Annotated in this window: 12 protein-coding genes; 2 read left to right on the top strand and 10 right to left on the bottom strand. The window is 67.8% G+C overall.

Translation table 11 applies throughout. From position 1 onward, the window contains the following. Window positions 1–3 precede the first annotated feature (3 nt). The 9 genes from RQI43_RS22195 to RQI43_RS22235 form a co-directional block, all read right to left on the bottom strand. Window positions 4–966: an aliphatic sulfonate ABC transporter substrate-binding protein gene (locus tag RQI43_RS22195; protein ID WP_056434594.1), complete on the bottom strand. Its 963-nt coding sequence runs from the start codon at window positions 964–966 to the stop codon at window positions 4–6. Between the two features lie 29 nt (window positions 967–995). Beyond that, window positions 996–1,535 (bottom strand): cupin domain-containing protein, encoded by a 540-nt coding sequence (locus RQI43_RS22200; RefSeq protein WP_056434591.1) that lies wholly within the window; start codon window positions 1,533–1,535, stop codon window positions 996–998. A gap of 26 nt (window positions 1,536–1,561) precedes the next feature. Then, window positions 1,562–2,503, bottom strand: coding sequence for an ABC transporter substrate-binding protein (locus RQI43_RS22205; protein ID WP_156467945.1), 942 nt, complete (start codon window positions 2,501–2,503; stop codon window positions 1,562–1,564). Continuing rightward, entirely contained in the window at window positions 2,503–3,606 is a 1,104-nt protein-coding gene (locus tag RQI43_RS22210; protein WP_311276623.1) for an LLM class flavin-dependent oxidoreductase, read from the bottom strand. The genes RQI43_RS22205 and RQI43_RS22210 overlap by 1 nt, the downstream gene beginning before the upstream one ends. Before the next feature lie 33 nt (window positions 3,607–3,639). After that, entirely contained in the window at window positions 3,640–4,797 is a 1,158-nt protein-coding gene (locus RQI43_RS22215; RefSeq protein ID WP_311276624.1) for an acyl-CoA dehydrogenase family protein, read from the bottom strand. Window positions 4,798–5,019: 222 nt separating this feature from the next. Then, window positions 5,020–5,292 (bottom strand): hypothetical protein, encoded by a 273-nt coding sequence (locus RQI43_RS22220; RefSeq protein ID WP_311276625.1) that lies wholly within the window; start codon window positions 5,290–5,292, stop codon window positions 5,020–5,022. A gap of 101 nt (window positions 5,293–5,393) precedes the next feature. Beyond that, entirely contained in the window at window positions 5,394–6,491 is a 1,098-nt protein-coding gene (gene ada / locus RQI43_RS22225; RefSeq protein ID WP_311276647.1) for a bifunctional DNA-binding transcriptional regulator/O6-methylguanine-DNA methyltransferase Ada, read from the bottom strand. 134 nt (window positions 6,492–6,625) lie between these two features. Further along, a complete protein-coding gene (locus RQI43_RS22230) occupies window positions 6,626–8,188 on the bottom strand; it encodes a PepSY-associated TM helix domain-containing protein (protein ID WP_311276626.1) in 1,563 nt (520 codons plus the stop codon). Window positions 8,189–8,259: 71 nt separating this feature from the next. Beyond that, window positions 8,260–10,560, bottom strand: coding sequence for a TonB-dependent siderophore receptor (locus tag RQI43_RS22235; protein WP_405030689.1), 2,301 nt, complete (start codon window positions 10,558–10,560; stop codon window positions 8,260–8,262). A gap of 510 nt (window positions 10,561–11,070) precedes the next feature. Between RQI43_RS22235 and oxlT the strand changes: the two genes are divergently transcribed. Next, a complete protein-coding gene (gene oxlT, locus RQI43_RS22240; protein ID WP_311276627.1) occupies window positions 11,071–12,378 on the top strand; it encodes an oxalate/formate MFS antiporter in 1,308 nt (435 codons plus the stop codon). Window positions 12,379–12,468: 90 nt separating this feature from the next. After that, window positions 12,469–12,654, top strand: a complete 186-nt coding sequence (locus tag RQI43_RS22245; protein ID WP_056434567.1) for a hypothetical protein — start codon at window positions 12,469–12,471, stop codon at window positions 12,652–12,654. A gap of 78 nt (window positions 12,655–12,732) precedes the next feature. Here the strand turns inward: RQI43_RS22245 and RQI43_RS22250 are convergent, their stop codons facing one another. Further along, the gene (locus RQI43_RS22250) at window positions 12,733–14,406 is read right to left on the bottom strand and encodes a methyl-accepting chemotaxis protein (RefSeq protein WP_311276628.1); all 1,674 of its coding nucleotides are present in this window, start codon (window positions 14,404–14,406) and stop codon (window positions 12,733–12,735) included. Window positions 14,407–14,602: the final 196 nt, after the last annotated feature.

The following is a 14,602-nucleotide window of genomic DNA, read 5'->3' on the forward strand; positions in this document are numbered from 1 at the left end:
CGGTCAGGACTTGGTCGGCGCCCAGATGCCGAGCGCCGAGGCATCGACGGCGCGCGGCAGCAGGCCCTCGGCGCGGAACGCATCCGCGATGGTCTGTTGCTCGGCGAGACCGTCCCGGGTCACCGGCTCCACCGCGTAGGTGCGGCGGGCATTGGCCTTGGCGACGATGGCGGGATCGAGCTTCCACAGCGCGCCGAGCCGGTTCGCGGATTCGTCCGGGTTGGCCTTCACCCAGGTTCCGGTGTCGCGCAGCTTGGCGAAGACGATGTCGAGGATGTCGCCGTGCTTGGCCGCGTACTCGTCCGAGGCGAGGTAGTAGCGCTTGTAGAGCGATAGGCCGGTTCCGTCCTTCAGGACGCGGGCGCCCGTCTGCAGTTCGGCCGCCGACAGGAACGGGTCCCAGGCGACCCAGGCCTCGACCCCGCCGCTGGCCAGCGCCGTGCGCCCGTCGGCCGGGGTGAGGTAGGCGGGCGTGATCGCCTTGAACGGAAGGCCTTCGGCCTTCAGGGCGGCGAGCAGGAGGTAATGCGCGCCGGCGCCCTTCGTCACCGCGACCTTGCGGCCCTTCAGGTCCGCCACCGTCTTGATGGGTGAATCGGCCCCCACCAGGATGGCCTGCGCGGCGGGGGAGGCGGCCTCCTGCGCCACATAGGTGATCCGCGCATTGGCGGCCTGGGCGAAGATCGGCACCGTATCGGCCACATCGGCCGAAAGGTCGATCTGGCCTGCGTTGAGCGCTTCCATCACCGGCAGACCGCTGGTGAATTCGTGCCAGGTGAGCCCGACCTTGAGGGGCTCCAGCGCCTTCTCGAGGCTGCCGTCCTGCTTCAGCAGGGCGATCAGGGTCGAGGATTTCTGGTAGCCGATGCGCAGCGTCCTCGGCTCGGCGGCGAGCACGCGTCCAGGGGCGAGGGCGAGAAGACTCAGCGCGGCGGCGGCCCGCAGCGCGTGGCGACGATGGATCATGGAGCGGCGTCTCTCGGTATGGCGCGGAATCAGGGATGCTTGTGGATCGGGTCGACCCAGTGGACTGTCTCGGGACGCTCGACGGGTTCCACATCGGTGATGTTGACCACCACCGCCTCGTTGTCGGAGCGCACCAGGACGCAGTTCAGCGGCTGGTCCGGATCGGCGTTGATCTCCTGGTGCGGCACGTAGGGCGGCACGAAGATGAAGTCGCCGGGTCCGGCCTCGGCCACGAATTCCAGCTTGTCGCCCCAGCGCATGCGGGCGCGGCCGGAGACCACGTAGATGACGCTCTCCAGCGCGCCGTGATGGTGCACGCCGGTCTTGGCGTCGGGGGCGATCGCCACCGTGCCGGCCCAGATCTTCTGCGCGCCGACGCGGGCATGGTTGATCGCCGCCTGCCGGAACATGCCCGGTGTCTGGGCGGTGTTCGAATCGAGCTTGTCGCCCGGGATCACCCGCACGCCGTCATGCTTCCAGCGTTCGGCGGCGGGCGCCGCCTCGTGGTCATGCGCGTGGTCGTGGTCGGAATGGGCATGATCGTGGCTGTGGTCGGAAGGGTCGTGCATGGGTCCGGTCCTCGGCGGCGGTCTGTTCAACGTACCGCGATCGCGGCCGGTTCGAAGCTCCGATCAAGGATGATGTCGGCGCGCGGCGCCCGCGCGGCGGGGATCAGCCCGGAACGGACGTAGAGGTCGATGTTGCGCTGCTCGTCGGCGATCACCGCGTCGTCGATGGGCACCGCCCGATATTCCGCCCGCGAGAACCAGCGCAGGGGCACCGCCTCCGGCAGGCCGATGAGCTTCGACCAGACCGCCGCGTAGGGCGCGGGATCCTTGAGCGCCCATTCGCGCGCGCTCACGAGGCGCCGACCGAAATCGGCGAGCTGCGCGCGCTTGGTCTTCAGGGCGGCGTCGCTCGCTACCGCGAAGCTCAGGCCCGGCGTGATGCCGTTGCCGTCGCGCACGACTCGGGCGAGGCCGGCGAGTTCGGCCGTGGAGGTGTAGGGCTCCCAGGTCGCCCAGGCATCGACGCTGCCGCCCGCGAGCGCGATCTTGGCATCCGCCGGGGGCAGGAAGCGCAGGGTCACGGCATTGGCCGGCAGGCCCGCCTCTTCCAGCGCGGCCAGCACCACCTGATGGCCGATGGAGCCGCGATTGGTGGCGATGCTCTTGCCCTTCAGGTCGGCCACCGTCTTGAACGGCGAATCCTTGGCGACGAGGATCGCCAGGCCGTCCTGCTTGTTGCGGAAGGCGACGAAGGCCTTCACCGGCACCCCGGCGGCGGCCGCGAAGGTGAAGGGGGCGTCGCCGACGCCGCCGGCATCGATCGCCCCGGCATTGAGGGCTTCGAGAAGAGGGGCTGCGGCGGGAAACTCGCTCCATTCGAGCCGGTAGGGCAGGTCGGCGAGGACGCCGGCCGCCTCCATCAGGGCGCGGGCATTGCCGCGCTGGTCGCCGACGCGAAGCACCGTCTCGTCGGCGCGGGCGATGCCGGCGAACGCCAGCACGGCGAGGAGAGTGATAAGGGCGCGCATCAGGCTGCCTCCGCCCGTGTCCCACGCCGGGCGAGGAGCCGCTTGAAGGTGGGGATCAGGTCACGGCCATACGCGATGGCGTCTTCCAGCGGGTCGAACCCGCGGATCAGGAAGGTCCGCACCCCGAGGTCGTGGTAATCGAGAAGGGCGTCGGCCACCTGCTCCGGCGTGCCGACGAGGGCGGTGGAATTGCCCGAGGCGCCCGTCTCCCTGGCGATGGCGGTGTAGAGCCGCTTGTCGAGGCGCGAGCCTTGGGACGCCGCCGCGAGCAGGCGGCGCGAGCCCTCGTTCTCCGGCACCGGCGCCGGCCCGAGGCCCCTGGCGGCGCGGGTGGCGCGGGTGCGGGCCAGGATGTCCTCGGCCCTGGCCCAGGCTTCCTCCTCCGTCGCAGCCAGGATCGGCCGGAACGACAGGCTGAACCGGGGATCGCGGTCATGGGGGGCAGCTGCCGCTCGCACGCGGGCGATCGCCTCCCGGACCTGATCGAGGCTCTCGCCCCACAGGGCGTAGGTGTCGGCGTGACGCCCGGCGACAGTGATGGCGGCCGGGGAGGCCCCGCCGAAGAAGACCGGGATGCCGCGCGGGTCCACCGGCTTCACCTCGGAGAATCCCCGCTCGATCCGGTAATGCGCGCCGGCGAAATCGAACGGCGCTTCGGCGGTCCAGACCTGCCGGGCGATGGTGAGGAATTCGTCGGTGCGGGCGTAGCGCTCGTCCTTGGTCAGGTGGTCGCCGTCCTGCGCCAGCTCCCTGTCGTCGCCGCCGCTGATGGCGTGGATGGCGACGCGCCCGCCGGTCAGCTGGTCGAGGGTCGCGAATTGGCGCGCGGCCACCGTCGGCGCGGTGAATCCGGTGCGATGGGCGATCATCAGGCCGATCCGGTCGGTCACCGCCGCGATCTGGGCGGAGAGCAGCAGCGCGTCGGGCTGGGTCGCGTAGAAGGCCACCAGGATGCGGTCGAACCCGCCCCATTCATGCGCCTGGGCGAGCAGCCGGAGATAGTCCCGGTCGATGGCGGGGCCCGAGGCCGCATGGGTCTCGGAGGTGTAGCGCGGGGCGGCGAAGCCGATGAATTCGACGGCATCCGGCGACGGAAAGCTCATCGCGATCTCCTTGAGTCCGTAACTGGGAAGGGGTCAGAGGCCGAGGGCGGCGCGCCCGGCGGCGATGCGGACCGCATCGGTCTGCGGCCAGTGGATGCGCCCGCACAGGACGTCGCGCAGGTGTCGCTCCAGTGGGTTCGCCCGCGACAGGCCGGGATTGCCGGCGAGTTCGACGGCGCGCTGCACCAGCTGGATCGCGTTCTCGGTGACGGTGGTCTTGAGGAAGCCGGATTCGGCGACCGAGGGGCAGGCGCCTCCGTCGACATCCGCGGCGAAGCTCCGGATCAGGCGGGCATTCACGGCGAGCAGTCGCTCGTTCTCGCCGATGGCCTCCTGGAAACGCGGCAAGGTCGCGAGGCTCTGGCCGAGGCTTCCGGGTTTGCGATTTTTCGCGAAGGCGATGAACCAGGCCTGGGCCGAGCGCGCGACGCCGTCATAGAGGGCGGAGAGCATCGCCGTGCTCCAGGCCTGCTGCTGGAGATCCGGCTTGCGCCAGCCCTCGGGCGGGCGAAGGTCCACGGCATGGTCGGCGGGTACCGCCACATCCTCGAAGATCACGTCGTGGCTGCCGCTGGCGCGCAGGCCGAGATGGTCCCAGGTCTCCTCGATCCGCACGCCATCGGAGGCCATCGGCACCAGGATGTTGCCGATGCGCGGCTCCGCCTCATCGGTGCGGACGAAGACGAGGCCATGCGTGAGGGCCGGGCTGCCGGTGGAATAGATTTTTCGGCCGCTGATCCGCCATCCGGTGGAGGTCGCCCGAGCCACCGTCTCCGGCATGCCGCCCCTCGAGGGGGTTCCGAGTTCGGGCTCGACCCGCAGGGCGTTGATGAGCGCGCCGTCCTCCACCGCCGCGCGGCCGAGCCCATCGGCGATCGCCAGGGGCCAGCTCCCGTCCGGCGAGGCCGCGCGCGCATGGATCAGCCCATGCTGGAGTAAGTGCATGGTGAGCACCAAGGCGGTGGAGGGCTCGCCTCGCGCCAGGGTGCCGATCACCATCGCGGCCTGCCCGAGACCGGCGCCGGCGCCGCCCAGCCTGCGCGGCACGGTCAGCCCCGGCAGGCCGGCATTCCGGCAATCGGCGATGTTGTCATGTGCGAATCGACCGGCGCGGTCGTGACCGTCGGCCCGTTCGGCGAAAAGCCGGGCGAGCCCATCGGCGGTGTCGCGCAGAGGCGGGGAGAGGATCATTCGGAAAAGACAGGATTCTTCGGACGCGTCGGATCGCCGGGCTCACGGAACACGCCGCGAAAGCCCCTCACCAAGTGCCGCAATGGTCCTGCCGAAACCCCGCCCTGTCAACGGGAACGTTCTTTTTTAAGAACGAAGGATCGGAGAAGGCCCTTGCCGTTCATCCGTCCCTTTCGCGAAAGTCCTTTCCCGTTGGCTCAAAGCAGAAGGGGAATGCGAATCTCACCCCCGGTCGGCCTTCATCCGTCCGGCGATCGTTCGGGTCGGTTCGTTCGACAAAACAAACGTTTCTGCGGCTCGGCGCGGCGGCTCGATCTCATCGCGATCGTCGAGGTCGGGGCTGGCGGCGGAGGCGAACTTGGCGAATTCCCAGCCGTCGATCCAATCCAGTCGGTCGGTGGAATCCTTGGCGCCCGGGGCGTGATCGATGGTCTGGCCCTGCCCGTAGGCTTCGAAACCCATCCAGTAGAAATCCGGCGTCTCGGCGGTCGTCACGGCATTCTCCCTCTCCGGGACGGTCATGCCATGGGACGGGCCGCGCCACATCCTCCGGATGGGGTAGCGCGGTGATTGGTATCGGTCGGGCGTATCGAGATTCAGACGACGACGCCCTCGCGGGCGAGCAGGGCGCGCTTGCGTGCGACGCCCCAGCGGTAGCCGGAGAGCGACCCGTCCGAACGGACCACCCGGTGGCAGGGTATCGCCACGGCAAGGGAATTCGCGCCACAGGCCAGCGCCACCGCACGGCTCGCCGCCGGAGCGCCGATGGCTCTGGCGATGTCCGCATAGGTCGCGGTGGTGCCGATGGGGATCTTGCGCAGGGCGTCCCAGACCCGCTGCTGGAAGGCGGTGCCGCCGATATCGAGCGGCAGTCCGAGATCGCGCGCGGGCGTCGCGACGAACCCCACCACCTGGGCCATCCAGCTCTCGAAAGCCGCGTCGCCACCCAGCAGGTCGGCCTTCGGAAACCGGTCCTGGAGGTCGCGGGACAGTTGGTCGGGATCGTCTCCGAGCAGGATGGCGCAGATCCCCTTGACTGTCGCCGCCACCAGGATGGCGCCGAGGGCGCATTGGCCGATCCCGAACCGGATCGCGACGCCTTCGCCGCCCCGGCGGTAGGTCTCGGGCGCCATGCCGAGGCGGTCCGTCGCCTCCGCGTAGAAGCGGCTCGGCGAGGCGTATCCGGCCTCATAGATCGCCTGCGTGACCGTTTCTGCCCGGCTCAAGCCCGAGGCGAGAGTTTCCGCGCGTCGCGCCGCCGCGTAGGATTTCGGCGTCACGCCGGTGACCGTCTTGAACACCCTGTGGAAATGGAATGCGCTGAGACCGGCCGCCTCCGCCAATGACGCGAGGTCGGGCAGGGTTTCGGCTTCGTCGATGAGGCGGCAGGCGCGGGCGACCGCCTCCGCCCGGCGCGTGGCGAGGCTGGGCGCGTTGGGGAGGCAGCGCTTGCAGGCGCGAAAGCCGGCTTCTTCCGCCTCGGCGCAGGTGGCGTGAAAGCTCACATTTTCGGGTCGCGGCGCGCGCGCGGCGCAACTCGGCCGGCAATAGATCCCAGTGGTACGCACCGCATAGACGAAGCTGCCATCGGCGGCCTCGTCGCGGGAGGCGAGGGCGGCCCATCGCGCAGCGTCGCCGCCTTCGAGGCGGCATCCTGCAGGATCGGCGATGGATGGGACGTCCTGACGGGCCATCGGTTCGGGGGCGGGCACGGCGTCGATCTCCTGATCGGGCGACGACGGCGCGGGCCGCCGCTTCAGGCCATCATACTGACCCCGAGGCTCGCCGGCCGCATCCCGGTTCTTGCTCCCGCTTTCGTCTCCTTGGTTCAGGCCGTCCTCGGCGCGCCGACGGGGGCGGCTTTCGCACGCTTGCGCGTCTGGAAATGCGCGACCTTGTGGGCAACCAGCGCGAACAGCCCCGCGAGAGCCACCATGGCGGCATCGAACCAGAGGAGGCCCGGATCGTGCCGCAGCAGGGCGCTCGGCGACGGCGCGGCGGCTGCCAGGAGGTCCGCCAGCGCCACGGCGAGGAACAGGATCGCGGTGACGACGGCCATCTCCCGCCAAGCGGCGCGATGAGGCCGGAACAGCGGAACCACGCTCATCACGATCCAGGCGCCGAAAAAGGCCCGGACCTCCCAGTCGAGGCGGCCCTCGAGGCCGGGAGGGAGCACGCGGTTGGCGAGGAAATACACCGCGATCCCCGCCGGCAGGCCGATGACGGTGCCGATATTGAGGGCCTGCACCACGCGAAGGCCGAGGGACGGGGCCTCGCCGGGGTTCGGCAGCCGGGCGACGGACCACAGGATCAGCCCGCTCGCCACCATGACGCATCCCATCAGGCCGCAGAGGAAGAACAGGATGCGCAGGGCCGGCCCGGCGAAATGAGCCTCGTGCAGGCCGACCATGGTGGTGAAGGTCTTGGCCGCCGGCTTCAGCCCGCCCTGCAGGATCTCGACGATCTCGCCGGTGGTGCCGTCGAAGGCGATCTGCGGATGCTGGTGGGCGAGTCCGTGCGGCTCCTCGAAGATCGCGATCACCGTGGATCGGGCATCGCCCGGATTGACGATGGACAGGCGCTCCAGCGGCTCGTGGATCGTCGCCACGGCGCGGGCGACCATCGGCCCGATCGGGGCCAGGGTTCCGGGCTGGCCGAGGGGCGGGCGCTGGGCCGTGATCTGGGCGGTCTCGGCGTAGAAGCGCGTCGCATCGCCGTTATACGCGGCGGTGACGCCCCAGGGCATGTAGATCATCGCCAGGGTGACGATGCCCGTATAGGTGATCATCAGGTGGTAGGGCAGCGCCAGCACGCCGGTGACGTTGTGCGCGTCGAGCCAGCCGCGCTGGGCCGACTTGTCCCGGCGCAAGGTGAAGAAATCGGCGAAGATCCGGCGATGGGTGATGATGCCGCTGATGAGCGCCACCAGCATCACCATCGCGCAGATGCCGACGATCCAGCGCCCCCAGAGCGGCGGCATGTGCAGCTCGAAATGGAAACGGTAGAGGAAGTCGCCGCCCCTGGTCTTCCTGAAGGTCGCCGGCTCTCCCGTCTGCCCGTCGAGCTGGACGATGTTCGGGGGCGTGCCCGGCTTCGTCCGCCAGAACAGGTCGATGATCGGCCGGTCCGGCTGCGGCAGGCCGATGGACCAGGACCGCGCGCCCACGGCATGGGCCTGGAGATGGGCGAGCCCGATCTCCGCCGCGCGGGCGAGGTCGGGGACCGGCTCGGCCCGCGCCGCCTGCCTCAGCTCCGGCTGCATCCAGGCCGTGATGTCGGTGCGATAATAGCTCGCCGTTCCGGTGACGAAGACGGCGAACAGCACCCAGCCGACCACGAGGCCGGACCAGGTGTGCAACCAGGCCATGGATTGGCGAAGGCCGTTCTTCATGCCGCATATCCTTCTGGCATGTCGTTCTCAAGCGGTCTCGGTCGAGGCACCGACGGGCGCGCGGCCATTCTCTACCAGCGATACCGGAGCGTCGCGAGCACGGTGCGCGGTGCGCCATACCAGCACCAGGCCTGGAAGGCGCAGGATTGCACGTAGGTCTCGTCGAGGAGGTTCTGGGCGTTGACCTGCAACTGCATGCCCTTCAGGCTCGGCGACAGGTAGCTGAAGTCGTAGGACGCGACGGCATCCACGACGAGGTTCGCCGGCACCTTGAAGCTGTTGGCGGCGTCGCCCTGCGAGCCGCCGAGATAGCGGAACCCGCCGCCGAAGCCGAGGCCGGCGAACATGCCCGTGCGGACCTGATAGTTGCCGAAGAGCGAGATCGTGGTGTCCGGCACCTGGATCGGGCGCAGGCCGACGAGGCCCACGGTCTGGCGGGTCGTCTCGTTCAGCGTCGTGCCGGTGCCGGCGGAGTTGATGGCGTCGATGAGGGAGAAGCCGCCGACGACGGTGAGGTTCTCGGTGACGTTGGCCCGCGCCTCGAACTCGACGCCCTGAACGCTGACTTCGCCGTTCTGAATGGAGAAGCGCGGACCGTTGGCGATATCGGGAGACAGCGAGTTCTGGCGCTTGATGTCGAAAGCGGCCGCCGTCAGCAGGATATCCGTGCCGGGAGGCTGGTACTTCACGCCGGCTTCGAACTGCCGGCTGGTGATAGGATCGGGCAGGCGGCCGAAGCTCGGGTCGCCGGTGAAGATCTGCCCTGAAAACTGCGGCTCGAACGCTTCCGAATAGCTGACATAGGGAGCGATGCCGCTGTCGAAGAGATAGAGCAGGCTCGCCCGGCCCGTGAAGGCTTCGCTCGGCGCGTCCTGATCGCTGACGAGCTGGCCCGCCATGTCCCGGGTCGGGCCGCTCTGTCTCACCCAATCGTAGCGTCCGCCGAGGGTCAGGGTCAGGCGGTCGACCTTGACCTGATCCTGGAAGTAGATCCCGGTCTGGTGGGAGGTGATGTCGGAATAACCCGAGAAGGCCGGGAAAGAGATATTGGTCAGTCCGTAGACCGGGTTGAGCACGTCGAGGCTCTGGGGGACTGTCGGGAACGGTGTGCTGAACGTCTTCGTATAAAGCGTCTGGTGGTCGAGCCCGACGAGGACAGTATGGGCGAGCGGGCCGGTCTGGAAATCGGCCACGATGTTGTTGTCGTTGGTAAAGGCGTCGATGGCCACGTTGGTGCCGCCGATGGCCCGATTGAGGAATCGGCCACCCCAGGCGAGGTTGTTCGAGGTGGCGTCGTAGAGGCTGCGGTAATCGCCGAGGGTGCGCAGGAAGCGCCCCGACGAGTGGACGCGGATTCCCTCGTCGAAACGGTGATCGAAGATGTAGGTCGCCGAGGCCTGGGTGCGGTCCGAGCGCTCGATATTCGGGTCGCCGTCATAGAAGTTGCGCGGCAGGCGGCCGAGCGGTCCGTTGGCGACGCCGAAACTCGAGGGGAACAGCGTGCCCTTGGCGGGCAGGGCGCCGTAATAGCCGGAATAAGGGTCGCGCTGGTACAGGCCGATGACCGTCAGCGAGGTGTCGGCGGACGGGCGCCACGTCACGCTGGGGTTGATGAAGCTGCGCTCGATCGAGGTGGTCTTGGCCGGGCCGTCGGCGTTCCAGCCCGCCGCGATGATGCGGTAGGCGAACTGGTCGGCCAGCACGCCGTGGCCCTCGATCGGGCCGCCGACATCCACGCCGCCGCGCACGGTGTTGTAATCCCCGCCCTGAATGAAGATTTCGCCGTGGCGGACGAAGGACGGAACCTTGCTGACGAGGTTGACGATGCCGCCCGGGCCCGATTGCCCGTAGAGGACCGAGGCCGGTCCCTTGATGATGTCGACGCGCTCCAGCCGGAACGGATCGACGGACGGGCCAGCGTCACGGCTGCTTGGCAGGCGCATGCCGTCGAGGAAGAGGGGCGCCGTGAAGCCGCGGATCAGGAACTGTTCGAGGCGGGTCGAGCCGGAGCCGCCGCGCTGCTCGGTGGTGACGCTCGGCGTGTAGCGCAGAGCCTGGTTGACGGTGAGTGCGTTCTGATCCTCGATCTGCTTTCGAGAGATGACAGAAATCGACTGGGCCGTTTCAAGAATAGGCGTATCCGTCTTGGTGCCGACGACGCTACGCGTGGCAGTATAGCCACGCACTGGACCGACCGGACCGCCGGCATCCGCCCCCGATGCGCTCGGACGTCCCGCGACACCATCGACCGACAAGGTATCGAGGGTCACCGCGTGGTCCGCGCCCTGCGCCATGACTGGTTTCGACAGTACAGCCAGCACGGCTACGCTCGACAGCATGGCAAGGATGACACGGCCGCGAACGGACGACATCGCAGCAGGGCTGCGATGATTGAGCGAGAGCTGATGCACAGCGGAACCCGATTTGCCAGGATTTGATGAATCAGAAGCGTTGTAAAGAACGACTGCTCTCTAATTCGTGTTGTGAAATCATCTGGCAAAGAAGCTATTCTGCATGCAAGTGCTATCTTCTAGAACTGTTTTAGATAAAAACTCCGATTTTATAATAGGTTACTCCTTCGCGAACGGCGTCGGCAGACGATTTTACCCTTCGCGATGGCGCTTGGCGTGAATCTCGCCCGCCCGCGCGGCGCAGTCCCGCAATGGAAGCATGGCCGTTCTGCCCTCCATTCTGGTGTGGATCGCGAGCGTGGCGAGGCGATCGACCCGCCCCGTGGTGGCCCCACCCGCACACAGACTAGCCATCGCGCCATGCGCACGAACGAGCAGGAATTTTAATCCGTGGTATATTGTATGCCTTGAATTTTGATGCATGATGGAGTGGGGATTCAACGACACACCCAAACAAGAATGGATTCAGGGATGGAACGACAGGACGCACCATCCGCCAAATGGCGGCAACTCGCCTTCGGCGTTCTCTGCATGGCGATGATCGCCAACCTGCAATATGGCTGGACGCTCTTCGTCGATCCCATCGACGCCAAGTTCCACTGGGGCCGTGCGGCGATCCAGTTCGCCTTCACGATCTTCGTCGCCACGGAGACTTGGCTGGTGCCGGTGGAAGCCTGGTTCGTCGATCGCTACGGCCCGCGCATCGTCGTCTGTTTCGGCGGCGTGATGATCGCGCTCGCCTGGCTCATCAACTCCCAGGCCTCGTCCCTGTGGATGCTGTACGGCGCAGCGGTGATCGGCGGAATCGGGGCCGGGTCGGTCTACGGCACCTGCGTCGGCAACGCCCTGAAATGGTTTCCACATCGGCGCGGCCTCGCGGCCGGTGCCACGGCGGCCGGTTTCGGCGCGGGCGCCGCGGTGACGGTGGTGCCGATCGCCAAGATGATCGCCAGCAGCGGCTACCAGGACGCCTTCCTGTATTTCGGCCTCGGCCAGGGCGCCATCGTCGTCCTGCTCTCCTTCCTGCTGCGCAAGCCGTCCGTCGCCGTGCCGATCCAGCGCAAGAGCCTGCGCCTGCCCCAGACCAGGGTCGACCGCACGCCGCGCGAGGTGGTGCGCACCCCGGTCTTCTGGGTCATGTACGCGATCTTCGTGATGGTGGCCTCGGGCGGCCTGATGGCGGCGGCGCAGATCGCGCCCATCGCCCATGACTTCCGGGTCGCCGACGTGCCCGTCAGCCTGTTCGGCCTGCAGATGGCGGCGCTGACCTTCGCCATCTCGCTGGACCGGATCTTCGACGGGTTCGGGCGTCCGTTCTTCGGTTTCGTCTCGGATACGATCGGGCGCGAGAACACGATGTTCATCGCCTTCGCGACGGCGGCGGCGGCGATCGTCCTGCTCCTCGGCTACGGCACCAACCCGCTGGTCTTCGTGTTCTCGACGGCGATCTATTTCGGTGTCTTCGGCGAGATCTACTCGCTGTTCCCGGCCACCTGCGGCGACACGTTCGGCTCCACCTTCGCCACCACCAATGCCGGCCTGCTCTACACCGCCAAGGGGACGGCCTCGTTCCTCGTGCCGGTGGCGAGCGTCATCTCGGCAACCTACGGCTGGTCGGCGGTGTTCTCGATCATCATCGGGCTCAACGTGGCGGCGGCGGCGATGGCGATGTTCGTGCTCCGGCCGATGCGGGCGCGCTACCTCGCGCAAGGCCCGGCGCTGGCTTCGGACACGATCGAAGAATCCGGCCCCGCCCGCCTCGCGCGGACACCGGTCTGATCCGGCCGGATCGCGTCACCGGTCCGGCCTCAGAAGACCCGGCCTCCTCGGGGAGGGGCCGGGAATACTCCCGCCCCCTCGAGGATCGTCATGCACCTTCCCGCCATCCTGGCGCTCCAGACCGTTCCCTTCGCCGGCCTGATACTGGCCGGCAAAGAGGACAAGGACCTGTTCACGGTCGTCTACATCGCGGCCCTCGGGCTCATCCTGGCCCTCGACTTCCTGCTCGGCGGCACGTTCGAGATCGCCACGGCCTTCGGAGGCGGGGTCCGCTAGGGACACCCGCGCCCGGCCTCTCTCGGGAACGCCGCTCCCGGGGGGATGGGCGACGGTCCGCGTCCGATTCCCGTCGGGTCAGGCGGCGCGGATGGTCGAGACGAAGCGAGAGACCTCCGCGCCGAGATGCTCGGACTGGCGCGACAGTTCGGAGGCGGCGGACAGGACCTGTCCGGCTGCCATCCCGGTCTCCTCCGAGGCCTGCGCCACACCGGCGATATTACCGGTCACCTCGTTGGTGCCTGCCGATGCCTGGGCGACGTTGCGGACGATCTCCTGCGTCGCTGCGCCCTGCTGCTCCACCGCGGCGGCGATCGAGGCCGCCATGTCGTCGATCTCTCGGATCCGCCCGGTGATGCCGCCGATCGCCATCACGGCCTGAGCGGTGACGGCCTGCACCTCGCCGATCTGGCGGCCGATCTCTTCGGTCGCCTTGGCGGTCTGGGCGGCGAGGGCCTTCACCTCGCTCGCCACCACCGCGAAGCCCCGCCCCGCCACGCCGGCGCGCGCCGCCTCGATCGTGGCATTGAGCGCCAGCAGGTTGGTTTGGCTGGCGATGGTCGAGATCATGCCCACCATGTCGCCGATCCGGGCTGACGTGGTTTGCAGGGCCTGGACCAGATGCACGGTCTGGTCGGCCTCGCCCACGGCCGATTGAGCGAGCATGGCCGAACCGGACACCTGGCGACCGATCTCCTGCACCGACGAGCCCAATTCCTCGGCCGCCGCCGCGACCGTGTTGACGTTGGTGGCGGCCTCCTCGGCGGCCGCCGCGACGGTGGAGGACTGAGCCGCCGTCTCGTGGGCGCTGGCGGTCATCTGCTGGGCGGTGGCCTGGAGTTCTGTGGCCGATGAGGACACGGTCCCGACGATGCCGCCGACGGCACGCTCGAACCCGTCCGCCAGCTCGATCATCGTGCGCTTGCGCTCGGCCGCCGCAGCCTCGTCGGCCCGACGCTTGATCTCGAATTCTTCGGCGGCCTTGCGGGCGACCATGGCCTTGATGCCCTCGACGGCCTTGCCGACGGCGCCGATCTCGTCACCGCGGGCGGCTTCCTTGATCTCCGCATCGATCTCACCCCGGGCCATGCGCTGGAGAACGCCGACGAGGTTGCCGAGCGGGCGGGTGACCTGCGCGATGATCGTGTAGACGCCGTAGGCAACGGTGAGCGCGGCGAGACCGAGCGCGGCCAGCAAGGTGAGCCGCGTCCAACCGGACGTCGCCTCGGAGCGCCGGTATTCCGCCTCCGCCTCACGCACCTGCAGCGTGGCCAGTTTCGTCAGCATCGGGTTGGTGGCCTGCAAGCCTTTCAGCAAGTCCGCATGCGTCGTCTCGAATTCCGAACCGTCCCCGGCAGCGATGCGCTTGAGGATCTCGGCCATGACGACGCCGTTCCCGTCGATCCGCCCCTGCAGGTCCTTGGCGACAGTGTCCTCTTCCGGTGTCAGGTAGGTCGCCAGATAGGCCGACCATTGCGTGGTAATGTTCGAGAGGTCGCGCTCGATCCTCTCCCTGGCCTGGGCCGGTTCGATCTGCCGGCTGCGCAACGCGCGCGAGACGTTGGTCAGGTCGTCATAGGAATCCCGGATGACGATGAATTGCCGGAGGGGGATGACACGATCATCGAAGGTGGTTTTGAGGCTTTGGCTACTCCAATGCAGTGCAAGGTTAGCAATGCCTGAGGTTGCGAGGAGAAGCAGGCCGATACAAGCCAGAAGTGCTACAAGCCTCAGCTTGATCGTCGTCTTCATCAGTAATGCTTTCAAACTATGCAGATGAGGTGTCGCGGATCCATAAATCGGTCCACGTCCCATCATTCAAGACGCTTAATCTTTATGCAAAGTGCTTATAATCTTCTAAGAACCACCGTTCAGGCGACGAACAATTAGTCTTCTGCGTCAATTTGGCGTCACGGAAAAACAGCGTCGGCACAGCCTGACGCCGTCT

It is taken from the genome of Methylobacterium sp. WCS2018Hpa-22 (assembly GCF_031843785.1).
Classification (GTDB): Bacteria; Pseudomonadota; Alphaproteobacteria; order Rhizobiales; family Beijerinckiaceae; genus Methylobacterium.

Coding starts and splice junctions, on each gene's coding strand:
- RQI43_RS22195 (WP_056434594.1), bottom strand. CDS start 966: ATGATCCATCGTCGCCACGCGCTGCGGGCCGCCGCCGCGCTGAGTCTT.
- RQI43_RS22200 (WP_056434591.1), bottom strand. CDS start 1,535: ATGCACGACCCTTCCGACCACAGCCACGATCATGCCCATTCCGACCAC.
- RQI43_RS22205 (WP_156467945.1), bottom strand. CDS start 2,503: ATGCGCGCCCTTATCACTCTCCTCGCCGTGCTGGCGTTCGCCGGCATC.
- RQI43_RS22210 (WP_311276623.1), bottom strand. CDS start 3,606: ATGAGCTTTCCGTCGCCGGATGCCGTCGAATTCATCGGCTTCGCCGCC.
- RQI43_RS22215 (WP_311276624.1), bottom strand. CDS start 4,797: ATGATCCTCTCCCCGCCTCTGCGCGACACCGCCGATGGGCTCGCCCGG.
- ada (WP_311276647.1), bottom strand. CDS start 6,491: ATGGCCCGTCAGGACGTCCCATCCATCGCCGATCCTGCAGGATGCCGC.
- RQI43_RS22230 (WP_311276626.1), bottom strand. CDS start 8,188: ATGAAGAACGGCCTTCGCCAATCCATGGCCTGGTTGCACACCTGGTCC.
- RQI43_RS22235 (WP_405030689.1), bottom strand. CDS start 10,560: ATGTCGTCCGTTCGCGGCCGTGTCATCCTTGCCATGCTGTCGAGCGTA.
- oxlT (WP_311276627.1), top strand. CDS start 11,071: ATGGAACGACAGGACGCACCATCCGCCAAATGGCGGCAACTCGCCTTC.
- RQI43_RS22245 (WP_056434567.1), top strand. CDS start 12,469: ATGCACCTTCCCGCCATCCTGGCGCTCCAGACCGTTCCCTTCGCCGGC.
- RQI43_RS22250 (WP_311276628.1), bottom strand. CDS start 14,406: ATGAAGACGACGATCAAGCTGAGGCTTGTAGCACTTCTGGCTTGTATC.